Raw genomic sequence first — 23,993 nt, forward strand, 5'->3', positions numbered from 1 at the left:
GACGACGCCGCGTTCCTCATGAGCAACGCCGAATCGCTGGTGATCGTGCCGGGTTACGGTCTGGCCGTGGCCCGTGCACAGCACGCACTCAAGGAACTGACCGACAAGCTGGTCGAGAAGGGCGTGAACGTGCGCTACGCGATTCACCCCGTGGCGGGTCGTATGCCGGGGCACATGAACGTGTTGCTCGCCGAAGCCGAAGTCCCCTACGATCAAGTGCTGGAAATGGACGAGATCAACGGTGAATTCGGCCAGACGGACGTGGTGCTGGTGCTCGGCGCGAACGACGTGGTGAACCCCGCGGCGAAGAACGATCCGCAATCGCCGATCGCGGGCATGCCGATTCTCGAGGCCTACAAGGCCAAGACGATCATCGTCAACAAGCGTTCGATGGCGGCGGGCTATGCCGGGCTGGACAACGATCTCTTCTACCTCGACAAGACCATGATGGTCTTCGGCGACGCGAAGAAGGTCGTCGAGGAAATGGTCAAGGCGGCGGCCTGATCGAAGACGTGTACGGGGCGCGCCGCCGTGTGCGGCGCGCCTTCGCCATTTCGATGGCTCGTAGGTCTACTTACTGGCAGGGCAAAGGGTTTGTCCTTCGTATTTCCGGGCTCGTGTTGCCCGGCCATGGGGGCGAGCGCAAGGATTGATCCGAAGCGAATATCGGGAATATTCGCGAGGATCATGACGCCGCGATCGCCCCCATGGGTGGGCAACCCGGAGGGAACGTGCCCTACCGGCCGTCTGGCGGCGTTGCCCGCAGCTTGCTTGGGGCAGCCAAGCGGCGCTGCGGGCGCCTTGCCAGTCGACCGGTAGAACACGTTCACGAGCCCGGAAATACGAAGGACAAACCCTTATGAACGTATCGCTGAGACAACTCAAGGTCTTCATGGTCGTGGCGCGCAGCAAGAACTTCAGCCGCGCGGGCGCCGAGATCGGCCTGACACAACCGGCCATCAGCCGCTGCATCAACGAACTGGAAGGGCAACTGGGCCTGCGTCTGGTGGATCGCACGACGCGCGAAGTGGCGCTCACGGATGCCGGCGTCACGCTCGCGAGCAACCTCGATCGCGTGCTCGACGAGCTCGAAATTGCGCTGCTCCAGACCCACGGCGCAGAGGCGCGCACGACGGGACGCGTTCGCATCGGTGCGGCGCCGACCATCTCCGCCACGCTGATGCCGCGCGTGCTGCTGGCGTCGCAGGCCACCTATCCCGATATCGCACTCGCGCTCGTCGACCAGATGCAACGCGCGGTGCTCGATAGCGTGCGTGCGGGCGACGTGGACTTCGGTATCGTGGTGGCGCCGCAAGGTGCCGACGATCTGACGACCGAGCATCTGATGAGCGAGCCGTTCTGTCTCGTCTGCCGTACCGATCATCCGCTCGCCTCGCAGGCGGCCGTGCATTGGTCGGAGCTTTCGGGCGAAAACCTCGTGCTGCTCAATCAGAGTTCGGGCAGCCGTCCGCTGATCGATCGCGCGCTCACGACGCAGAAGGTGCAGGGCACCATCACGCAGGAGCTGGGACACGTGAGCACCATCTTCCGCATGGTGCAGGAGGGACTGGGCGTGAGCGTGCTGCCGCCGCTGGCGTTGCCGCTGCCGGAGAACTCCACGCTGGCGGTGCGTCCGTTGCTGCCCGCCTTCGAGCGCAACATCGTGCTGGTGCGTCGCAAGAACCGCTCGCTTTCGCCCGTCGCCCATACCGTGTGGGAGCTGATTCATCGCGTGGTGCGCGAGCGTAACAAGGGATTCGCGCTGGCCATCGAACAGGCGCAAGCTGCTGCGGCGGGCGTGGTCAACTGAATCCCCGATTCGAATCAACGACTTGCCTATCCTCATCAAGGACTTGTCCACAGACTTGAACACAAAATCTGTGGATAAGCCGACGACACTCGAAGGCGATTTGCCTGCGAGTGTCGCCGTCTGATCGCATCCCTCGAAAACCTCAATCCGATCAAGCGCTTGGGTAGCGTGCTCCGTTCGTTGTCCACAGCTTTGTGAACAAAAACGGTGGATAAGTTACGCGCCTGATCGCGGTTCGGTAGGCTGTCCGGCATGCCCCCATCCCGCTTTTTTCACCGTCACATTGACGCGTAGCCGACGCCCTTTGGCCGCGATGTTGCGAAACGAGCACTGTACTGTCACGTAGAGTGCGCTAGAATTCTCAACATCGATTGCGAGTTCCGCAACGCTGTCGACTCGCACATCCTCATCAAACGACAACGCAGAAGTCTCTGCCGCGTCACGCCTGCATTTCTCCAATTTCCATGACTTCTGATATTGCGCAGCCGCGCACGGGCTTTTGGCCTGCGCGCGCGGCAACGATGGCATTGCTGTTTTGCAGCGGTTTTCTTTATGCGACGTGGGGCGTGCATGTGCCCACCGTCAAGGCGATGTTCGACCTGAACGATGCGAGCCTGTCGGTGGCGATGTTTGCCGTGGCCGGCGGCGCTATCGTCACGATGTCGCGCATGGCCCGCTGGGTCGGGCGCGCCGGCAGCCAGCGCGCCAGTCTGCATTCGGGGATCGCGCTCGCGCTCACGAGCGCCTTCATTCTCTCGATGCCGAACTACTGGGCGCTGGTGGGATGGCTGGCACTCTACGGCGCGGCGAACGCGACCTACGACGTGGCCGTGAACGCGCAGGCCGCCACGCTCGAAGCGCGTTACCGCAAACCGATCATGGCGTCGTTGCACGGCTGCTTCAGTCTCGGCGGGATGGCCGGGGCGCTGGTCGGTGGCGCCTGGCTCGCGCATCACGGATCGCCGCAGTGGCACCTCGGTCTCGCGGCGCTCGGCTGTGCCGTGGTGATCGTGGTCGGCGCGCGCTTCATGCAGCCTGACATGTTGCCCGGTGAAGCGCCGGTCGGGAGCGACGGTGAAGCGTCTCGCGCGAAGCACACGCCGCCGCCGGCACTGAGCGAGGCGGCACGCCGTCAACTGCATCGCAAGCTCACGGGCTTTGGCGTGCTGGCGTTCCTCGGACTGGTCGTGGAAGGCGCCATGTACGACTGGACGGCGGTCTATATGCGCGAAGTGGTCTCGGCGCAGGGGGCGTGGATCGGCGCCGGATACGCGGCGTTCTCTGTCGGCATGGCTGCCGGACGTTTCAGCGGTGACCCGGTGCGCGCCCGCATGGGCGGGGCGCGTCTGCTGCGCGTGAGTAGTCTGCTGTGTGTCGGCGGGGTGCTGCTCGCGCTGTTCTGGCGTGAACCGGCTGCGGCGGTTGCAGGCTTCGCGCTGGCGGGGCTGGGCCTGTCGAACGTCATGCCGGTGATGTTTGCCGCCTCGGGGGAAGTGGCGCGCAGTGCGGGAATGGCGAGCGCCGAAGCCATCGCGGTGATGGCGCGTCTGGCTTATCTTGGTCTGCTGATCGGGCCGGTGCTGATCGGTGCGATCGCCCACGGCATCAGCTTGCCGGTGGCACTGGGCGCCGGGTTGCTGTGCATCGTGCCGATTGCGCTGCTGGCGCCGAAGATGCTGGCGGGCGTGGACGGGCGCACCGCAAAGCCCGAGTCGCAGAGCAAGTAAGCGACGGGGCTTCGGGCGCGCCGAGGAGACTTGAGCGCGCTTACTTCAGCGTGACGGCCACTTCGCCGATGCCCTCGATGGTGCCGCGCAACTCGCCCTTGCCGGCCGCAGGGATCATGCCGACGTACGAGCCGCACGTGATGATCGCGCCCGCGCGCATGGTGATGCCACGCTTGCCGTTGTGATTGACGAGCCAGGTGAGCAGGGCGCGCGGATCGCCGCCGGTATTGAAGACTTTTTCCGGGGTGATGTCGCGGCCATCGAGCGTGAAGACAGCCTTCGGCTTGAGGTAATCGAAGCCGGCGTCGTAACCGCGGCCGCTACCGATCACGAGCGCACCGTTGTTCTGGAGGTCGGCCAGTGCGAATCGGCTGTCGAGGCCCTTCTCGGCAAAGCGGCTGTCGGTGATTTCGATGGTGGTGAGCATATCGTCCACGAACATCATCGCTTCGCGCTCGTCGTATCGGCCCGGCTTGATGTCGCGCGCCAGACGGAACGCAATCTCCAGTTCGAGTCCCGGACGGAAGAAGTCGTCGAGTGCGAGCGCGCCACCGGCATCGCTCACCACGGACGCCGGGATCGGTGCGCAGTTCGGCAGGTCCGTCGGCGTCTTCGCACCGACCTTCCAGGCGGCGATCGTGTCGCCGAGCAGATCCAGCGTGCGCAATTGCACGGCGTAAGCGGCGTTGGCGTCGGCCGGCAGCAGCGCGGCGGCGGGCGAATCGATGGGCGTGTCGCCGCGACGGGTGTCGGCCAGCAGGCGGGCCAGCGATTCGACGGCGGGTTGGGTCTCGAACATCTTGCGAATCTCCTAGGGGAAGGGCGATGCGCCGGTCAGTCGCCGGTCGCATGTCGCCACACATCGTATACAAAATTCAGGCGATGTTGCGGTGCGACGCAAACATGTCGCTTTCTCGGTGAAAACACCACATAACGTAGTCAAAACGGCGTCGATCTGCGAGAATCGATCCTCGTAATATTTCGTAATAATTAGTAATATTCCGAGAAATATTGCGTGATTTCGTGTGCGGCATACCTCTGACTGTGATCGTCGCCGCTTGCGAAAGTGCTGTGCGTACCGTCGTTGTCTTTCCTTCCGAAACGAATGACCAGGGCAAGCCTATGCACTCCGTGACTTTGAATGCCGTACGCGATCACACCATCCATCCGCCCGACGTTGCGGCCAGCCAGCCGATCAGCCGTCAGGCGCTGCATCTCGCCGTGATGGACCGTCTGCGCAAGATGATTACCGAAGGCGTGCTGCCGCCGGGCTCGCATCTGAACGAGCGCGCACTGTGCGAACAACTGGGCGTGTCGCGCACGCCGTTGCGCGAGGCGTTGAAGATGCTGGCGGTGGAGCGTCTCATCGATTTGCTGCCCAATCGCGGCGCGCGCGTCGTGACGCTGTCCGCGAGCGATATCGCCGATGCGTTCGAATTGCTGAGCGGTCTCGAGGCGCTGGCGGGGGAACTGGCTTGCGAGCGCATCACGCAGGTCGAATTCGACGAGATTCAGGAACTCCATAGCGCAATGGACGCCTGCTACGCGAACGGCGATCTGCCCGGCTACTTCGACTGCAATCAACGGATTCACGACCGCATCAACGCGGCGGCGCGCAACCCCGCGCTCACGCAGATGTATCAGGCGGTCAATCACCGGCTTCAGGCATTGCGCTTTCGCTCCAATCTGCACGCGGGCAAGTGGGAGCGTGCGATCGACGAGCACGTCGAGATGTTGCGCGCACTGCATCGGCGAGATGGTGTGGCCCTCGGCCGGCTGCTGCGGGGTCACCTCATGGCGAAGTGCGCGGCGGTTCTCGCGAATGTGCGCGTTGCCGCCTGAGCGGCGGCAAGCCTCAAGTCTGACAGGTCTGCTGCTGGACAGGACCGCGCGCCATCAGGCCGCGCGGCTCATGCTGACGAGCCCTTCGTTGAGCATCGCGGCGACGTAAGCGTCGGTCTTGCTGCGCAAGTGAGCTTCCATCAGCGTGCGTAGTCGTTTGCCATCGCGTCGACGCATCAGGGCGAGCATCTCCGCATGCTCATCGACGGCCTGACGCCAGCGCTCAGGCGTGGGTGTCAGACGCTCACGCACGTGGCGCAGCCGGGCGTTGAGGTTGTGGAAGTATTCGGCCAGCGGCCCGTTGTCCGCCATGCGCAGAATGCTCAGGTGAATTTGTTGGTTCAGCGCGAAGTAGGCGGCATGATCGGTGCGTGCGTAAGCGGCTTCCATCTCGTCCTGCAAGCGCGTTAACTCGTTCAGATCCGCATCGGACGCCTTCTCGCACGCCTGCTCGCCCGAGAGTCCCTCCAGTACCGCCATCACGGCGAGCAGATTCACGACTTCATCCACGCTCACCCGCGCCACGCGCGCGCGGCGTGTCTCGGAAATCTCCACCAGCCCCTCGTTCGCCAGACGCTTGAGCGCTTCGCGCAGCGGCGTGCGCGACACCGCCAGCTCGTCGCAAAGCGCGCGCTCGGACAGTGGCGCGCCCGGGCGCAGGTCACCGCGCACGATGCGCGCTTTCAGGGCTTCGTAGGCTGCGGCATTCAGCGATGCAGAGGTGGTCATGCGCGAGGATTGCAAAAATGGAATGCCAATTTTGAGGGTGATGTCTTCATCCGTCAATCGGTCATGGCTTGGTTTTCCATGTTAACCCTTATTTTTAGCATTGCTGCTTGCCAATGACGTGCTGGTGATTTTATCGTTTACAAAAAATTGGTATACCAAAAAATCGAAACCGGACGACATTGGGTGCGCGCCGGCGATTGAAGGAGGCAATGTGGCATCGACCGTTCTGACCGAGCGACGCGGCGCAATCGCGCTGGTCACGCTCAACCGTCCCGAGAAGCTCAACGCATTGACCAAGCCGATGTGGCAGGCCTTGGGGGACACCATCCTGACGTTGTCCGAGTCGCCGGATGTGCGCTGCATCGTGCTGCGCGGCGCGGGCGAGAAGTCGTTCGCGCCCGGCAACGACATCGCCGAGTTTGAAACGGATCGCGCCAATGTCGAACAGGCGCGGGCCTATGGTGCGCTCATGCACCGCACGCTCGACGCGCTGGCGAACTGTCCGGTACCGCTCGTCGCGATGATTCATGGCATCTGCGTTGGCGGTGGCATGGAGATCGCGGCGTCTTGCGACATCCGGATCTGTGGCGAATCGAGCCGTTTCGGCGCACCGATCAACAAGCTTGGGCTGGTGATGGCGCACGCGGAGTTGTCTGGACTCGTCCACCTGCTCGGTCCGACGAAGGCGCTCGAGATTCTGCTCGAAGGGCGGATTTTCGACGCGCAGGAAGCGCTGCGCATCGGTCTTGTCACGCGTGTGGTATCCGACGCCGACGTGACGCGTGAAGCCCTAGCGAGCGCGGAGCGTATTGCCGCCGGTGCACCGCTCGTCGCTCGCTGGCACAAGCGTTTCGTACGAGAACTGGTCAGTGGCAAGCCGCTCACGCCGGCACAGATCGACGAAGGATTCGCGTGCTTCGGCACGGCCGATTTTCAGGCTGGCTACCGCGCCTTCCTCGCGAAGACGATGCCGGTTTTCGAGGGGCGCTGACATGACCGGGACGAATGGAGGAGCGAAGGTGGCGCAAACGAAGAAGGCCGGCCCGTTGCAGGGCGTGAAAGTGATCGAGTTGTCGCACATCATGTCCGGGCCGGTGTGCGGCATGATGCTCGCGGACATGGGCGCCGACGTCATCAAGGTCGAGAAGATGGACGGGGACGACGCGCGTCGGTTCGCGCCGATCCTCTCGCACGGCGAATCGGCGTCGTTCATGATGCTCAACCGTAACAAGCGAGGCATTGCGCTCAACCTCAAGACTGACGGCGGCTGCGCCGTGCTGCGCAAGATGCTCGCGAGTGCGGACGTCGTCACCGAGAACTACCGCAAAGGCACCATGGAGAAGCTGGGGCTCGGCTACGAGACGCTGCGCGAGGCGAACCCGGGCCTGATCTATTGCTCGATCTCCGGCTACGGCCGCACGGGGCCGTATGCGGACAAGGGCGGCTTCGACCTGATTGCGCAGGGGCTTTCCGGTCTCATGAGCGTGACCGGCGAGCCGGGGCAGGCGCCCATCAAGGCGGGCTCGCCGATTGCCGACATCAACGCGGGCATTCTGGCGGCGCTCGGCATCTCGGCGGCGTACGCACACCGCTTGCGCACAGGGGAAGGGCAGATCGTGGACACGTCGCTGCTCGAAGCGGGCTTTCAGCAGATGTACTGGGCCGCGGCCAATTTCTTCGCCAGCGGCGAAAATCCGCCGAAGTTCGGCTCGGCGAATCCGACGAGCACGCCGTATCAGGCCTTTCGTACGCAGGACGGCTGGATCAACATCGGCGCGGCGAATCAGGCGAACTACGAGCGTCTGCTTCAGGTGCTCGACGCACCCGAAATCGCCGGCGATCCCCGCTTCGCCACCAACGCCGGGCGCACGGCGAATCGCGAGGCGCTTGTCGAGCGCCTCACCGCTTATCTGATGCGCGACACTACGGCGCACTGGGTCGAGCGGCTCGATGCCGTCGGCATGCCGGTCGGGCCGGTGCTGCCGATTTCGGAAGCCGTGTCGCACCCGCAGATCGTGGCGCGCGAGATGGTCGTCGAAACCGTCCATCCGCTGGATGGCCCGACGCGCAGCATCGGCCTGCCGATTCGGTTTTCACAGACGCCCAAGTGCACCGGCGGTCCCGCGCCCCGGCTCGGCGAACACACTTACGAAGTGCTGGCCGAATACGGCTTCGATGCCGGGCACGTGCGAGACCTCGTCGCACAGGGGGCGGTGCATGTGCTCACAGAGACGGCTGAGGTGAACGCATGATGTATGCGGGGCGTCTCTCATGCGGATTCGCCGCGAGTTGACGCTTCGAAGCTAAATTCGTCAGAACTTCCCTTTCGGTGGCCGGTCGGTTTTTTTGAGCTGGCCGTGACAATGGCGTGTGCGGCCACCGATTCATCTGACCCGACGGCAACGTCGTAAGGAGGGAAGGCATGACCCTTGGCAGAATCTCTGGCACAACCTCTGGCATATCGCTGGCTTCCACGCCCCCACGATGGTCGCGCGAGCACGACGCGCGTACCATGGGGCTTTCTGCGCTTGCAGTTCCGCGATCGCCGAAGCGTGCATCGCGGGATATCGTTTCTCTCACGATCGCGAGGTGAGCATGCCGGCACGCATTGAAGATTACGCAATGATCGGCGATTGCCGAAGCGCTGCGCTGGTGGCGCGCGACGGCTCCATCGACTGGCTCTGCTGGCCGTACTTCGATTCCCCGGCGTGTTTCGCCGCCTTGCTCGGCGGCCCGGAGCATGGCCGCTGGAAGATTGCTCCCGACGACTCGCGTGCGACCTGCACGCGTCGCTATCACGACGACACCCTGATTCTCGAGACACGCTTCGAAACGGTCGAAGGTTGCGTCGCGGTGATCGACTTCATGCCGTTGCGCGATGGCGCGGCCGATCTCGTCCGTCTGGTGAAGGGCGTACACGGCACCGTATCGATGTCGATGGAGCTGATTCTGCGCTTCGATTACGGGGCGTCGGTGCCGTGGTCGCGTCCACTCGACAGCGACGATCCCACGGGCCCCGGCATGCGGCTCATCGCCGGACCGGACAAGGTCGTGATGCGCACCCCCGTCGAGATTCAGGATGTGCCGGGAAGCCTGCGCGCGCGCTTCGACGTGAAGGCGGGCGAGACCGTGCCGTTCGTGCTTTCGCGGGTGCCGTCGCACCACGCCGATCCGCGCGAGATCGATCCGCTCGCAGCGCTCACCGATACCGAGCGCTACTGGCGCACGTGGGCCAATCGCTGTCAGCTCGACGGGCGCTGGTCCAGCGCGATTCGTCGCTCGCTCATCGTGCTCAAGGCGCTTACGTTCGTGCCGACGGGCGGTGTGGTGGCGGCGCCCACGACGTCGCTGCCCGAGCAGTTGGGCGGCGAGCGTAACTGGGACTATCGCTATTGCTGGTTGAGGGATGCCACGCTGACCTTGCAGGCGCTGATGCTCGGCGGCTACTACACCGAGGCCAGCGACTGGAGTCGCTGGCTGGTGCGTGCGGTCGCGGGCGCGCCATCTCAGGTGCAGATCATGTACGGGCTGTCGGGCGAGCGGCGTCTGCCGGAATGGGAGGTCGACTGGCTGCCCGGTTACGAAGGATCGAAGCCTGTGCGCGTGGGCAACGGCGCGGTCGGGCAGTTGCAACTGGACGTCTACGGTGAGGTGATGGACGCCCTGCATCAATCACGCCTTGGCGGGCTGCCGCCGGACGATGCCACGTGGGAAGTGCAAACGAAACTCGTGGCGCATCTCGAGACCGTGTGGCGAGAGCCTGACGAGGGGATCTGGGAGGTGCGCGGCGGACGTCAGCACTTCACCTATTCGAAGGTGATGGCATGGGTGGCGTTCGATCGCGCGATCAAGTCGGCCGAACGGTTCGGCTTGCCGGGGCCGGTGGCGCACTGGCGGCAACTGTGCAAGGAGATTCACGCCGACGTCTGTGCGAACGGCTTCGACAAGTCGCGCAACGCCTTCATGCAGGCCTACGGTTCGTCAGAGATGGATGCGAGTGTGCTGATGATCCCGCTGGTGGGTTTTCTGCCCCCGGACGATCCGCGCGTGATCGGCACCGTCGAAGCCGTCGAGCGCGAATTGATGAAGGACGGACTGGTGCAGCGTTATCGCACGAGTCGTGTCGACGACGGCTTGCCGGCCGGTGAGGGCGCGTTCCTCGCGTGCAGCTTCTGGATGGTCGATTGTCTGGTGATGATCGGGCGTCACGCGGATGCGCGCGCGCTCTTCGAACGGTTGTTGTCGTTGCGCAATGACGTGGGGCTGCTGGCCGAGGAATACGACACGACGCACGAGCGACAGGTCGGCAACTTCCCGCAGGCGTTCTCGCACATCGCGCTCGTTCATGCGGCGATTCGTCTCGAGGCGCTTGCCGACGACGATCGTGCCGACGGGGCAGCCGACAATCGCGACAACGGCGACACCGAAGACGAAGGCAGGTTCGAGCATCTGGAGCACGTGGGGTATCGCGCCATTCGTGCATGATGGGCGTGATGGGCGTGATGGGCGAGATCGGCGTGATGTCGAGTTGATGCCCCGTAACGCAGAGGCCGGTTCGTCCGGCCTCTCGCCATTTGCGTCCTCGTCGTTGCACCGATGGGCTGTCGCTTCGGTGTCACGTCGTTGCTTCACTCCGTCAGATCGAAGTCGTCTTCCCGGGCGTTCAGAATCCCGGCGAGGGTGCGCAATCCCGTGTCCAGCAGCTCCATGGATGGACCCGCGAGCGCGAGCCTTACGGCGTTGGGCGCGTGGCCTGGCGTAACGGCAAACGTCGTCGATGGCGTCAGTCCGATGTCGTGGCGAGACGCGGCCGCCACCAACGCCTGTGAGCGCCAGTGCGCAGGGAGCGTCAGCCAGAGGTGATAGCTCTTGCCGCTCGTGCGCACGTCGAAGCCTGCGAGGCAATCGGCGGCGATCCGTTGGCGTGCCTGCGCGTCGAGGCGCTTCAGTCGCACGAGTTCCTCGATGGTGCCGTCACGCATCATGCGCTGCGCGGCCGCGAACGCGTAGCCCGGTGCGGCCCATCCGCCCGAGCGCACCGCCGCCATCACACTTTCCCGAAGCCGCGGCGGGACGACGAGAAACCCCAGATTCAGACCCGGCGCCACGCGCTTCGACAAACTGTCCACGACGACGCAGCGCTCCGGCGCATGTGCCGCGAGCGGCGTGGCGTCGTCGAGAAAGCCATAGACGTTGTCTTCGATCACGGTGATGTCGAGCGTCTCGACCACGCGCAGCAGCTCGGCGCGTCGTGCCGGGCTCATCGTCATGCCGAGTGGACTTTGCAACGTCGGCTGGAGATAGACAGCGGCAAGTTGTCCTTCGCGGTGCGCGTTCTGTATCGCTTCGGGGCGCACGCCGCCCTCATCCATCGCCAGCGGCACGAGCGTTACGCCGAGACGCGCGGCGATCCCCTTGATGAAGGGATACGTCAGTATTTCGACACCGCATCGTCCACCGGGCGGCACGACGGCGGCGAGCGCGGCGGCGATGCTCTGACGCCCGGCGCCGGTAAAGACGAGTTGATCGGGCGACGGGGCCCACGGTCCGTGTGCGAGGAACTTCGCTGCGGTATCGCGCACGGCGGCCGTGCCGCCGCTCGTGGCCGGGCGTAATGCGAGTTCGAGATCGGCAGGGCGCTCCAGTCCGGCGAGACTCCTGGCGATGAGCGCCGCTTGTGTCGGGAGAATCGGGAAGTTGAACTCCAGATCGATGCGCACACCGCGAGGCTCCCCCGGCGCGGCGACACCGCGTCGCGCGTCGCCCGAGACGAACGTTCCGCGTCCCACTTCGCCCACGACCAGCCCGCGCCGCAGCAGTTCGGCGTAGACGCGGCTCGCCGTCGACGCGGCAATGCCCTGCGCATCCGCAAAATCTCGCTGCGGCGGCAGACGATCGCCCGGCGCCAGCGTGCCATTGGCGATATCCGCCGCGACTTGATCGGCGAGCTTCAGATAATCGGCCTTCGTCATATATTGCACCGAGAGCAATGTTTTAATTGCACCGACTTTAACATCGGAGCATTCTGTTTGCACCTGCCGTTGCCGCTTGTCTGCAACGTTCTCTTGTCCCCATTCCCTTGCAGGTGCATTCGTCCAAAGGAGACGCTTCGTGTTCGCTCAGTCATGGTTTGTCGAATTCTTTGCCACAGGCGCATTGCCATGTCGGCACGGCCGCGCGTCGGCAGGAAGTGTGTGATGGCGCTGCCTCTGTTGTCCGGTCCTGAATTGACAGTGACGACCGCCGTCGTCGCGTTCGCCGCCGTGTTTCTGATTGCGTTCATGAAAGGCGCTTTTGGCGGCGGCTTCTCTATCGTGGGGATTCCGTTGCTGTCGTTCGTCATGGACCCGGTGAGTGCGGGGGGACTTCTCGCGCCGCTGTTCATTGCGATGGATCTGTTCGCGCTGCGTTACTGGAAGCCGTCGACATGGTCGCGGCCGGATCTTGCGCGACTGGTCCCGGGATTGCTGGTGGGCATCGGCGTGGGATACGGGTTGTTTCGCGTGCTCGACCATCGCGCGATTTCGATCGTGATGGCGGTGATTACGCTGATGTTCGTGGGGTTGTGGCTGCTGTCCGGGGCAAAACCGGTAACGCGGGAGCGTTCCACGCCGAAAGCGATTACGGCTGGGGTGGCGTCGGGTGTGACGACGATGGTCGCGCACTCGGGCGGTCCTCCGCTGGCGATGTATCTGCTGCCGCTGGGCCTGACCAAGGAGGTGTACGCCGGTACGACGAGTCTGTTCTTTACCGTCGGGAATGCGACTAAGGCGGTGCCGTGGCTTCTGCTGGTGCGCCCGACGGGATCGGTGTGGGTGTTGATGGGTATCTGCCTGTGGGCGATCCCCGTCGGCGTGTTCGCCGGGTGGCGGCTACACGCGAATCTGGATCAACGCCAGATTTACCGCGCTTGCTACGGTTTGCTGGTGGTAACGGCGATGAAGCTGCTATGGGACGGCATCTCCGGCTATCTCGCCTGATCCGGATGTCATGTAGGGGGCATGTCGGTCGGTGGCGTGCGGGAGGAAGGGTAAAGAAAGTCGTGCAATCTGCCGTAATACTTTCGAATCCTTACTTTTTCGTTTTTCACGGAGGCCCCTCGCTCCATGACCATCATCATTCCGACCAAGAGCAGCGCGACGTCCGGCATGCTCGACATCTGGCAGTCGCATATCCAGCAACAGCAGGCCGACAAGGCGCAGGCCGCGCAGGCCGGGACCAAACCCGCCGGGGCTGCCAATTCAACCAATACGGCTAGCCAGGCAAGCGCGCCGCAGGCTGCCGGGGCCACCGGAAGCGCGAATGCCACGGGTACGACCAACACGTCGAACCCGAATGGCATTTCCGAAGCGCCCGCGAGCGATGGCGTCAACCAACTGGGCGACAAGACGCTCGTGGATCTGCGTTCGGTGAATCAGAGCGCAAAGGATCAGGGCAAGGCGCAGGCCGCGCCTGACGCGGGTGCAGGGGGCAACGACATCGCCTCGCAGACCATCAAGAAGCTCAAGGAGATGCTCGCCAAGGTCATGGCGCAGCTCGACGCGGTGCGCAACAACGACCGTCTGCCGCCTGAAGAGAAGCTCCAGCAGGTCAACGCGCTGTCGTCGCAGGCCATGTCGATTCAGGCGCAGATTCTGGCGCTGATGAGCCCGACCGGTAATCACGTCAACACGACAGCCTGATGGCTTTGATCGCCTGACGGGCCTGAGACCGTCAGGCGCGCGCACCGGACGGCATCTCAGTGATGCACGAGACTCATCGATTGCTGCGAAACGTGCATCGATGAGTCGGTGCGGCGCGGGGTGAAAGCGCGCTAAAATTCTGCCTTCGCTTAATTCTTCTCTGACGCGTGGCTCGCCGCCGCGCGCCGTCCCCCGCCGCATGAAGCAAGACAAGACGCTCACCGCCCTGCTATGGATCGTTGCGGCGGGCTTTTTCATGCAGGCGCTCGATACGACCATCGTCAATACGGCACTGCCGGCGATGGCTGCCAGCCTTGGCGAGAACCCGCTGCGCATGCAGCCGGTGGTCGTTTCCTATTCGCTCACGATGGCCATGCTGACGCCCGCGTCCGGCTGGCTCGCGGATCGTTTCGGCACGCGACGCGTCTATTTCGTCGCGATCCTGCTGTTCGTGCTCGGTTCGATCGCCTGTGCGATGGCGCACACGCTGCCGCAGCTCGTGATCGCGCGGGTGCTGCAAGGGGCGGGCGGGTCGATGCTCCTGCCGATCGGGCGTCTGGCCGTGCTGCGCACGTTTCCCGCCGGCGAGTATTTGGCGGCGCTGGCCTTCGTGTCGATTGCCGGGCAGGTCGGCCCGATGATCGGCCCGGTGCTTGGCGGCTGGCTCGTGCAGGTCGCGTCATGGCACTGGATCTTTCTCATCAACATGCCGATCGGTCTCATCGGTAGCCTCGCGGTGAGACATTACCTCCCGCGTCCCAAACAGGACGAGGTCATCGACACCGGTTTCGACTGGATCGGCTTCGCCTTGCTGTCGGTCGCGATGGTGTCGTTCACGCTGGCGCTCGATCACCCGTTCTCCGATACGGGATGGTGGCCGTCGGTGCTGCTCGCACTGCTCTGCGTGGCGACGACCGTGGGCTACTGGCCCTACGCCCGTCGTCGGGCAGCACCGTTGTTCCCGCTCGAACTCTTCGAGACGCGCAGCTTCAGTCTCGGCTTGCTGGGTAACCTCGTCGCCCGTATCGGCAGCAGCGCCGTGCCGTTCCTGCTGCCGCTGCTGCTTCAGGTCGCCATGGGTTACAGCCCGTTGGCCTCGGGCCTGATGATGTTGCCGGTCGCGCTGGCGGGCATCGTCGTCAAACGGATGGTCACGCCGCTCGTGGTGCGCTACGGCTACACGCGCTTTCTGATGGTCAATACGGCCGTCGTCGGCGGATCGATTGCCAGCTTCGCGCTGTTCGGGCCGGGCTGGCCGATCTGGCTGGGGCTGCTGCAACTGGCGGTGTTCGGCGGTGCGAACTCGATGCAGTTCGCGGCGATGAACAGCGTCACGCTCAAGGATCTGGGCACGCGTCGTGCGAGTGCCGGCAACGGCCTGTTCTCGATGGCGCAGATGCTTGCCCTCGGGCTGGGGGTGACCATCGGTGGCCAGTTGCTGGCACTGTTCGGCCATCTGGCCGGTCAGGCGGGAGAGATCGGCGTTGGGGGTACGGTCGCCGGTTTCCGCATGACGTTCGTCTGCGTTGGCCTGATTACGCTCGCGTCGGCGCTGGTGTTCCGTCGCGTGGAAGATCCGGCGGCAGGGGCGAGCCGTGACGGTGGCGCAACGCCTTCGGCGTCTGCCACCGATCTCAAGCGCTGAAGCCAACCGCTGAAGTAAACCTCTGAGGCAAACGTCAGATCGGACATCACGCCCGACCTGAACGTTGCCTCATTGCTTTGCTGCTTACTTCTTCACCAGCGCACACTTCGATTCCGCGAGCGGGGCGAACGCCTTGTCGGCCGGAATCGTCTCCAGAATCTTGTACAGATCCCATTCCGACTTCGACTCTGCCGGCGTCTTCACCTGCACCAGCAGCATGTCGTGCACGAGCTTGCCGTCGGCGCGAATCTGACCGTTGCGGATCACCGGGTCGTCGATCTTCATCGACTTGAGCTTGGCCATCACGGCGTCGGCTTCGTCGGTGCCTGCGGCCTGAATCGCCTTCAGATAGTTGAGCACGGCCGAGTAGACGGCAGCCTGCATCATCGTCGGCATCTTCTTGTGCTGTGCGTAGAAGCGTTGCGCGAAGGCGCGTGAACGGTCGTCCTGATCCCAGTAGAAGCCGTTCGTCAGAATCATGCCCTGCGCATTCTTCAGGCCCATGCCGTGGACCTCGGTGATCAGGGAGAGCAGCGGCGTGAACACCTGCTTGCCGCCCTGGATGATGTTGAACTGCGATGCCTGCTTGACGGTGTTGAGGGTATCGGTGCCGGAGTTGGCCAGTGCGATGACCTGCGCGCCGGACGTCTGCGCCCGCAGCAGGTACGACGACAGGTCGGGCGAGTTGACCGGATGCTTCACCGAGCCGACGACCTTGCCGCCCTGACGCGTGAGGATCTCGCTCGCATCCTTTTCCAGCGCCTGACCGAATGCGTAATCGGCGGTGATGAAGTACCACGACTTGAGCCCGCGACGCAGCAGTGCCTGCGAAGTCGAGTTCGCCAGCGCGTAGGTGTCGTACATCCATTGCACGCTGTGCGCCGTGCATTGTTCGTTACTGATGGCCGACGATCCGGCGCCGGTGACGAGGGCGATCTTCTTCTTTTCATCGGCGATGCGGTCGACCGCGAGCGCAACGTTCGAGAACGTGAGGTCGGTAATCATGTCGACCTTGCCCCGGTCGTACCACTCGCGGGCGATAGTCGCCCCGGTATCGGTCTTGCCCTGCGAGTCGGCCGAGATCAGCTCGATCGGTGCGCCAAGCACCTTGTGGTCTCGCGAGAAGTCGTCGATGGCCATGGTGGCGGCCAGCACGCTGCCTTTGCCCGCGTTGTCGCTCGACACGCCCGACAGGTCGGTGAGCACGCCGATCTTGACGACGCCGTCCGAGATGGCGGCGGCGTGCGCAGGGGCGGCGCTCAGGGCAAGCGACGACAGGCAGGCGAGGGACGCAAAGGTGAGTGAAGCAGCGACGGCAATCGTACGGCGCAAATGGCCGGCAAGGCTGGGCATGACGTGTCTCCAATGTTCGAGTTATTCGCGCTATGGCGACTTGCCGCCGGCATCTCTGACGGATGACCCGTGCGGCAAGTCTCGAACATCTTAAACATCACGTAATCGATTGCGCAATCCGTAATGCGCTCGGCGCGCATGGGGATTTCCCGACCTTTCCGATTGGCTGGCCTGTGCTCAGGGCGCTGGATTCACGACCCGGTCAATTCGGACAGCGGGGTGCTGCCGTGCCTTGTGCGCTGCTGGCGATGGCGTTGCCGATGCCGTCGGCTAGCCGGTCGACGAGCTTGCGCTGTGCGGTCACGACCCCGGCGATCCCGTCCGACGCGGGTTCGGTGCCCGCAAAGCGGCACGTCAGCACCATGTCGCCCGGGACCTTGCGAACACTCCACACGGCGGTGAGGGCGGCTTGCTCACCGGGCACGGATTCGAAGCGCTGTACCGACGTCGACACGCGGTACACCGTCAATCCGTCGGCACGCGGCAGTCCGTAGACATCCATCGCGCCAAGGCGCTGGGTGAGATCACGAGAGATCGTCGACGTCAGCTCCGTCTTGAGCGGGGCGGACCAGCGGGATTCTTCGAGGATGTCGACGCGTCCGCCGCCACGTGTGACGACGATCTGCGGCCGGTCGACCTGCTCGGGCACCGCGACCGGCGAGACTTCCACGGCGTACGGCGCGGCCGGTGCGATTGCGCCGGTCGTCGCGCCGGCGTTCGCGGCACCGGTCGTGCCGGTCGCGTCGGTGAGCGTGTAGAACGTGGACTGCGGCGACGCGCAGCCGGTCAACACCAGCGCGAGGGTGGCTGCGGCGGCGAGTGCCGCCAGCGGGGTGGCGCGCGCCGCTGACGTCGAACGCGGGGGCTGGCTACGGGTCATCTCGGGCGGCCTCGTCATGGTTGCGGATCCTTCGGTTTGCCGCGCAGCAGTGCTTCAGGGTGTTGCTGCAAGTAATCGGCCAGGGTGTTGAGCGAGCGCAGTGTCTTCGTCAGTTCCTGCATGGCCTGACGCACGTCCTGCTGCACCGGGGCGTCCTCGGACAGGGTTCGCTCGGCGGCGCCGAAGCTCTTCTTCGCTTCGCCCAGCGTGGCCTTCGCCTCAGGCGCGATTTCGCTGTCCAGCTGACGGAACAGGCCTTGCGCACTCTCCAGCGTCTTGTCGAGCTTGCGCAGCGACGAATCGAGATTCTGCCCGATGCTGTCGAACGGAATCTTGTCGAGCTTGCTGGCAATGTCGGCGATCTGAAGCTGCAACTGGTCGAGCGTGTTCGGCACGGTCGGCATTTGCAGCGTGTTGTCGATCATCTCGGCCTTGGCAGGCTTCGCGCTCGGGAAGAAGTCGAGCGCCACGTACAACTGACCGGTCAGCAGGTTGCCGGTGCGCAACTGGCCGCGCAGGCCGCGCTGCACGAGGGCGTCGAGAATCTTGTGACTGTTCAGCTCCGTGGGCGGCACACTGTTTTTCGGATCGCGACGGCGCAGGCGATCCGGGTAGATGTCCACCGTCACCGGCATATTGATCTGCTTGGTGGCCTGATCGAATTCCACGCCGATCGACGTGACTTCACCCAGCGTGATACCCCGGAAGTCCACGGGCGCGCCGACAACCAGCCCGCGCAGCGACTGCTGGAAGCGGAACACCACGCGTACCGGATGCGTGTCGGGCGCCTTCATGGCGGTCGCTTCGTCCGGCGCCAGACGGAATTCCTGTCCCGGCTTGGCGATCACGCCCGCGCCCGAGTCGCTCGGGGCCTGGAAGGCGATGCCGCCGATGACCACCGACGCCAGCGACTGCGTATTGACCTGGAAGCCGCTCGAATCGAGTCGCAGATCGATGCCGCTGGCATGCCAGAAGCGGGTGTTGGTGCCGACATACTGGTCGTAAGGCGCCTGAACGAAGACACGCAGCGTGACACCCTTGCCGTCGGGATCGAGCGAATACGCCTCGACCTGACCGACCTGAATACGCCGGTAGTAAATGGGGGAGCCGATGTCGAGCGAGCCGATGTCGGCAGCATGCAGCACGAACGGTTTGCCCGGCTGCCCGCTGGAGACGACGGGCGGCACTTCCAGTCCGGTGAAATGACTGACGCTTTCCTTCGACTTGCCGGCGTCCGCGCCGATGTATGCGCCGGAGAGCAGCGTCGACAAACCCGAGACGCTGCCGCCGGCCACGCGCGGGCGCACGACCCACCAGCGCGAATCCTTGACCGCGAAGTTCTTGGCGTTCTTGGTGAGGTCGACCGTCACGCGCACGTGCGAGAGGTCGTCGGACAGCTCGATGCTCTTGACCGTGCCGATGTCGACTTCCTTGTACTTGACCTTGGTCTTGCCGGCTTCGAGGCCTTCCGCCGTCTTGAAGTCGATGGTCACGCTGGGGCCGCGCTCGATGAGCACCTTTGCCACGAGCGAGAGTCCGATCACCGCGGCGACCAGGGGGATCAGCCAGACGAGCGACGGCGCCCAGCGCTTGCGCGGCTCGATGGCCGGTGTCGGCAGGGCGTCGGTGCCGCCGGGCGTCGCGCCTTTCGACGGTTGCGGATCTTGTGTGTCTTTCGGGTCTTTCGGATCAGTCATGATCGTCCTGTTCGGTGTCGTCGTCGCGGATCTGATCCCAGATCAGGCGAGGGTCGAACTGCATGGAGGCCAGCATGGTGAGCACGACCACGGAGCCGAAGGCTACGATGCCGGGGCCGGCCTGAATCACGGCCAGCGACTGAATGTTTACGAGCGCCACCATCAGCGCGACGACGAAGACATCGAGCATCGACCAGCGGCCAATGAACTCGACCATGTGATACAGCTTTGTGCGTTGGTGCGGTTTCCAGCGCACGCCGCGCTGCGCGGTAAAGCACAGCAGCGACAGCGCAAAGAGCTTGAGCATCGGGACGAGAATGCTCGCGGTGAAGACCACGATGGCCAGATCGTACTCGCCACTGGTCCAGAAATAGATCACGCCGCTCATGATGGTGTCGCTGGAGTTTCCGAGCAGCGAGCGGGTCTGCATCATGGGCAGCACGTTGGCGGGAATGTACAGGATCGCCGCCGCAATCAGCAAGGCCCAGGTGCGGGTGAGGCTGTCGACCTTGCGCTGGTGCAGCACCGCGTTGCAGCGCGGGCAACGCGCCTTCTCCAGTGTCTTGACCTCGCGCGAAAGGCGCCCGCAAACATGGCACGCGACGAGTCCTGCCGCTTTGGCGGAGAGATATTTCATCGTGTCACCGGGCGCGACGGCATCGCTTTCGTGGCATTCGTGGCATTCGTCGTGGACGCCTCGGCAGCCTTCGCCGCCTTCAGCGCTTCCACGGCCGGATCGGGCGTACGGTCGATCACGATCCAGAGATTGCGCAGGTCGTAGGAGAGCACCAGCGCGAGCAGCATGGTCAGCGCGCCGAACGCCCAGAGGGCGATGCCGGGCAGCACGCTGGCCATGGCCGAGAGTTTGACCAGCGAAACCAGTACGCCGAGCATGAAGACCTCGATCATGCCCCACGGGCGGCAGAACTCGATGGCGCGCATCACGTGGAACACACCATACGGGCGTCGCCCCAACGAGAGCGGCGTGATCAGATGGATCAGCGCGAGCAGTTGCGACAGGGGAAACAGCACGGTCGTGGCGAACACGAGCAGCGCGACGAGCCACATGCCTTCCCGATACAGCGCCCAGGCGGCGCCCACGAGCGTGGTCTCGGTATAGATGCCCTGAACCTCGATCTCGACGATGGGAAACGCGTTCGCGATGGCGAACACGATCAGGCACGTCAGCGTGAGCGCGAGCACACGCGACAGACGCAGGTCGGGAGAGCGGTAAAGCACTGAGTGACAACGAACGCAGCGAGCAGTCTCGTGCGGCGGCAGGTCCGTGCGACGGTGCAGGGTGTCGCAGTTCGGACAGGCGATCAGGCTCGTCACGTCATCTTCTGGGGGCAATGTATCCATTACCGGGGACCGTGACCAAAGTGACGCTCAGAATACCAAAATGTCAAGGAAGTTCCCATGTAATCCCCCGCAACCAAAGCTCAACGCAACATACGGCATGGTTTGTGCTAAGTCACGGAAATCATTACTTCTTTGCTCTATACTCAACACACTCCCGCAAAGTTTCTCAAAATTTGAGGAGAATTCCCCCATGCTTAATATGTCCAGGCGCCAGTTCCTCAAAGTGAGTGGCGCAACGCTGGCCGGGTCCAGCCTGGCAATGCTCGGGTTCGCGCCCGACGCGGCGCTGGCGGAAGTCCGTCAGTTCAAGCTGGCGCGAGCGACCGAGACCCGTAATACCTGTCCGTACTGTTCGGTGGCCTGCGGGCTGCTCATGTACAGCTACGGCGACGGTGCGAAAAACGCGAAGAAGAGCGTTTTTCACATCGAAGGCGACCCCGATCACCCGGTCAATCGCGGCACGTTGTGCCCGAAGGGCGCCAGCCTCATCGACTTCATCCACAGCCCGAACCGCCTCACCTATCCGGAATACCGCAAGCCGGGTTCCGACAAGTGGGAACGGATTTCGTGGGACGACGCGCTCGATCGCATCGCCAAGCTGATGAAGGCCGACCGCGATGCCAACTTCGTCGAAAAGACGGACGACGGCATGACGGTCAACCGTTGGCTCACCACCGGCATGCTGGCCGCGTCGGCATCGAGCAACGAAGTCGGGTACATCACGCACAAAGTCATCCGCAGTACCGGGATGCTGGGATTCGATAACCAGGCACGTGTCTGACACGGCCCGACGGTGGCAGGTCTTGCCCCGACGTTTGGCCGTGGAGCGATGACGAACCATTGGGTCGACATCAAGAACGCGGATCTGGTACTCATCATGGGCGGCAACGCAGCCGAGGCACACCCGTGCGGTTTCAAATGGGTGACCGAGGCGAAGGCGCACAACAAGGCGCGCCTGATCGTCGTCGACCCGCGCTTCAACCGTTCGGCATCGGTCGCGGATTATTACGCCCCGATCCGTACCGGCACGGATATCGTCTTCCTTGGCGGGTTGATCAACTACCTGCTCACGAACGACAAGATCCAGCACGAATACGTCAAGAACTACACCGACTTCACCTTCCTGGTGAAAGACGAGTTTGCGTTCGAAGACGGCATCTACTCGGGTTATAACGCCGAGAAGCGCACGTACGACAAGAGCTCCTGGGACTACCAGAAGGGCGCGGACGGTTACGTCCTCACCGACCCGACGCTGCAACACCCGCGTACGGTGTTCCAGTTGATGAAGCAGCATTACTCGCGCTACACCGTCGACATGGTCGAGCGGGTGTGCGGTACACCGGCCGACAAGGTCGAGTACATCTACAAGCAGATCGCCGAGTGCTCCACGCCCACGCGCACCATGACCATCATGTACGCGCTCGGCTGGACGCAGCACTCGATCGGCTCGCAGATGATCCGTACCGGCGCCATGGTGCAGCTTCTGCTGGGCAACATCGGTGTGGCGGGCGGCGGCATGAACGCGCTGCGCGGTCACTCGAACATTCAGGGCCTGACCGATCTGGGCCTGATGACCGATCTGCTGCCGGGCTACATGTCGTTGCCGAAGCAGGCCGAGCAGACCGTCGAGCAGTATCTGACGGCGCGCACGCAAAAGCCGTTGCGCCCGAACCAGTTGAGCTACTGGCAGAACTACCCGAAGTTCTACGTCAGCCTGATGAAGGCGTGGTGGGGCGATGCGGCGACCGCCGAGAACAACTGGGGCTACGACTATCTGCCCAAGCTCGACAAGCCGTACGACCTGCTGCAAGTGCTTGAGCTGATGAACCAGGGCAAGATGACCGGTTACATCGCACAGGGCTTCAACCCGCTCGCGGCGGCCCCGGCCAAGTTCAAGTGGGATCAGGCGCTTGCCAAGCTCAAGTTCCTCGTGATCATGGACCCGCTGGCGACCGAGACGTCGGAGTTCTGGAAGAACTTCGGCGAGCACAACAACGTCGACTCCAGCAAGATCCAGACGGAGGTGTTCCGCCTGCCGACGACCTGTTTCGCCGAAGAAGATGGCGCGCTGGTCAACTCGGGCCGCTGGCTGCAATGGCACTGGAAGGGTGCCGAGCCGCCGGGCGAGGCGCGCACCGACATCGAGATCATGTCGGGCCTGTTCCTGCGCATTCGCGAGATGTACAAGACGCAGGGCGGCAAGTATCCCGACCCGATCGTCAATCTGGCATGGCCGTATGCCCAGCCGGAGAGCCCGTCGCCCGAGGAGCTTGCCAAGGAGTACAACGGCCGCGCGCTCAAGGACATCGTCGATCCGAAGGATCCGACCAAGGTCACGCGCAAGGCGGGTGAGCAACTGGCCGGCTTTGCGGAGCTGAAGGACGACGGCAGTACGTCGTCGGGCTGCTGGATCTTCGCGGGTTCGTGGACGCAGGCGGGTAACCAGATGGCACGTCGCGACAACAGCGATCCGACCGGCATCGGTCAGACGTTGAACTGGGCGTGGGCATGGCCGGCGAACCGTCGCATTCTCTACAACCGTGCGTCTGCCGACCTCGCGGGCAAGCCGTTCAATCCGAAGCACAAGCTGGTGTGGTGGAACGGCAAGACCTGGGGCGGGGCCGACGTGCCGGACTTCAAGGTGGACGAAGACCCGGCCGGTGGCATGAGTCCGTTCATCATGAACCCGGAAGGCGTGGCGCGCTTCTTCGCCAAGGCGGGCATGGCCGAAGGGCCGTTCCCCGAGCACTACGAGCCGTTCGAGACGCCGCTGGGCTACAACCCGCTGCATCCGAAGCAACCGAAGGCCACGAGCAACCCGGGCGCCCGCGTGTTCCCGGACGATCTGGCCACGATGGGCAAGGCGGACAAGTTCCCGTATGTGGCGACGACCTATCGTCTGACCGAGCATTTCCACTACTGGACCAAGCATGCGCTGCTGAACTCGATCATCCAGCCGGAGCAGTTCGTCGAAATCGGCGAGGCGCTGGCCAAGGAGATCGGGATCGTGGCGGGTGACACGGTCAAGGTGTCGTCCAACCGCGGCTATATCAAGGCCAAGGCGGTCGTCACCAAGCGTCTGCGGGCGCTCAAGGTGGACGGCAAGACGATTCATCACGTGGGCATTCCGATTCACTGGGGCTTCAAGGGACTGACCAAACCCGGGTTCCTCGCGAACACACTGACGCCGATCGTGGGCGACGGCAATTCGCAGACACCTGAGTTCAAGTCGTTCCTGGTGAAGGTCGAGAAGGCATAAGGGGGCG

General features: G+C 63.8%; 19 protein-coding genes. 11 read left to right on the plus strand and 8 right to left on the minus strand.

Features of this window, described 5'->3' with window-relative positions:
• From A9762_RS21625 to A9762_RS21635, 3 genes are all read left to right on the plus strand, one after another.
• On the plus strand, positions 1-504 hold a 504-nt coding region (locus A9762_RS21625; protein ID WP_139133338.1), incomplete at its 5' end, for an NAD(P)(+) transhydrogenase (Re/Si-specific) subunit beta.
• 355 nt (positions 505-859) lie between these two features.
• Positions 860-1,810, plus strand: coding sequence for a LysR family transcriptional regulator (locus tag A9762_RS21630; protein ID WP_069344064.1), 951 nt, complete (start codon positions 860-862; stop codon positions 1,808-1,810).
• Positions 1,811-2,274: 464 nt separating this feature from the next.
• Positions 2,275-3,537 carry an MFS transporter gene (locus A9762_RS21635; protein WP_069344065.1) on the plus strand — a complete coding sequence of 421 codons (1,263 nt, stop codon included), beginning with the start codon at positions 2,275-2,277 and terminating at the stop codon, positions 3,535-3,537.
• Between the two features lie 40 nt (positions 3,538-3,577).
• Here the strand turns inward: A9762_RS21635 and A9762_RS21640 are convergent, their stop codons facing one another.
• Entirely contained in the window at positions 3,578-4,336 is a 759-nt protein-coding gene (locus tag A9762_RS21640; protein WP_069344066.1) for a 2-keto-4-pentenoate hydratase, read from the minus strand.
• A gap of 323 nt (positions 4,337-4,659) precedes the next feature.
• On the opposite strand from A9762_RS21640, the gene A9762_RS21645 reads away from it, so the two are divergent.
• Complete coding sequence (locus tag A9762_RS21645) at positions 4,660-5,379, plus strand: GntR family transcriptional regulator (protein WP_069344067.1); 720 nt, start codon at positions 4,660-4,662, stop codon at positions 5,377-5,379.
• Between the two features lie 54 nt (positions 5,380-5,433).
• Here the strand turns inward: A9762_RS21645 and A9762_RS21650 are convergent, their stop codons facing one another.
• Positions 5,434-6,108: a GntR family transcriptional regulator gene (locus A9762_RS21650; protein ID WP_069344086.1), complete on the minus strand. Its 675-nt coding sequence runs from the start codon at positions 6,106-6,108 to the stop codon at positions 5,434-5,436.
• Between the two features lie 211 nt (positions 6,109-6,319).
• On the opposite strand from A9762_RS21650, the gene A9762_RS21655 reads away from it, so the two are divergent.
• The 3 genes from A9762_RS21655 to A9762_RS21665 all read left to right on the plus strand — a co-directional run bounded on the left by A9762_RS21655 (position 6,320) and on the right by A9762_RS21665 (position 10,593).
• Positions 6,320-7,099, plus strand: coding sequence for an enoyl-CoA hydratase-related protein (locus A9762_RS21655; RefSeq protein WP_069344068.1), 780 nt, complete (start codon positions 6,320-6,322; stop codon positions 7,097-7,099).
• Between the two features lies 1 nt (position 7,100).
• Positions 7,101-8,360, plus strand: coding sequence for a CaiB/BaiF CoA-transferase family protein (locus A9762_RS21660; RefSeq protein ID WP_069344069.1), 1,260 nt, complete (start codon positions 7,101-7,103; stop codon positions 8,358-8,360).
• A 343-nt stretch (positions 8,361-8,703) separates the two neighbouring features.
• Positions 8,704-10,593, plus strand: a complete 1,890-nt coding sequence (locus A9762_RS21665; RefSeq protein ID WP_069344070.1) for a glycoside hydrolase family 15 protein — start codon at positions 8,704-8,706, stop codon at positions 10,591-10,593.
• 143 nt (positions 10,594-10,736) lie between these two features.
• On the opposite strand, the gene A9762_RS21670 is transcribed toward A9762_RS21665, so the two are convergent.
• Entirely contained in the window at positions 10,737-12,080 is a 1,344-nt protein-coding gene (locus A9762_RS21670) for a PLP-dependent aminotransferase family protein (protein ID WP_069344087.1), read from the minus strand.
• Between the two features lie 225 nt (positions 12,081-12,305).
• On the opposite strand from A9762_RS21670, the gene A9762_RS21675 reads away from it, so the two are divergent.
• The 3 genes from A9762_RS21675 (at position 12,306) to mdtD (ending at position 15,435) form a co-directional block, all read left to right on the plus strand.
• The gene (locus A9762_RS21675; RefSeq protein WP_069344071.1) at positions 12,306-13,088 is read left to right on the plus strand and encodes a sulfite exporter TauE/SafE family protein; all 783 of its coding nucleotides are present in this window, start codon (positions 12,306-12,308) and stop codon (positions 13,086-13,088) included.
• A 126-nt stretch (positions 13,089-13,214) separates the two neighbouring features.
• Complete coding sequence (locus A9762_RS21680) at positions 13,215-13,790, plus strand: FlxA-like family protein (RefSeq protein WP_069344072.1); 576 nt, start codon at positions 13,215-13,217, stop codon at positions 13,788-13,790.
• Positions 13,791-13,989: 199 nt separating this feature from the next.
• Entirely contained in the window at positions 13,990-15,435 is a 1,446-nt protein-coding gene (mdtD, locus tag A9762_RS21685; RefSeq protein WP_069344073.1) for a multidrug transporter subunit MdtD, read from the plus strand.
• Positions 15,436-15,519: 84 nt separating this feature from the next.
• On the opposite strand, the gene A9762_RS21690 is transcribed toward mdtD, so the two are convergent.
• From A9762_RS21690 to A9762_RS21710, 5 genes are all read right to left on the minus strand, one after another.
• Positions 15,520-16,788 (minus strand): ABC transporter substrate-binding protein, encoded by a 1,269-nt coding sequence (locus A9762_RS21690; protein ID WP_069344074.1) that lies wholly within the window; start codon positions 16,786-16,788, stop codon positions 15,520-15,522.
• A gap of 202 nt (positions 16,789-16,990) precedes the next feature.
• Positions 16,991-17,686: a membrane integrity-associated transporter subunit PqiC gene (locus tag A9762_RS21695; protein ID WP_083254177.1), complete on the minus strand. Its 696-nt coding sequence runs from the start codon at positions 17,684-17,686 to the stop codon at positions 16,991-16,993.
• Positions 17,683-19,365, minus strand: a complete 1,683-nt coding sequence (locus A9762_RS21700; RefSeq protein ID WP_069344075.1) for an intermembrane transport protein PqiB — start codon at positions 19,363-19,365, stop codon at positions 17,683-17,685. Before A9762_RS21700 ends, A9762_RS21695 begins: the two co-directional genes overlap by 4 nt.
• Positions 19,358-20,002, minus strand: coding sequence for a paraquat-inducible protein A (locus A9762_RS21705; RefSeq protein ID WP_069344076.1), 645 nt, complete (start codon positions 20,000-20,002; stop codon positions 19,358-19,360). Before A9762_RS21705 ends, A9762_RS21700 begins: the two co-directional genes overlap by 8 nt.
• Positions 19,999-20,700: a paraquat-inducible protein A gene (locus A9762_RS21710; protein ID WP_240493666.1), complete on the minus strand. Its 702-nt coding sequence runs from the start codon at positions 20,698-20,700 to the stop codon at positions 19,999-20,001. The genes A9762_RS21705 and A9762_RS21710 overlap by 4 nt, the downstream gene beginning before the upstream one ends.
• 217 nt (positions 20,701-20,917) lie before the next feature.
• On the opposite strand from A9762_RS21710, the gene fdnG reads away from it, so the two are divergent.
• The gene (gene fdnG / locus A9762_RS21720; RefSeq protein ID WP_139133339.1) at positions 20,918-23,986 is read left to right on the plus strand and encodes a formate dehydrogenase-N subunit alpha; all 3,069 of its coding nucleotides are present in this window, start codon (positions 20,918-20,920) and stop codon (positions 23,984-23,986) included.
• The last annotated feature ends 7 nt before the right edge of the window (positions 23,987-23,993 follow it).

This window comes from Pandoraea sp. ISTKB (genome assembly GCF_001721285.1).
GTDB lineage: Bacteria > Pseudomonadota > Gammaproteobacteria > Burkholderiales > Burkholderiaceae > Pandoraea > Pandoraea capi.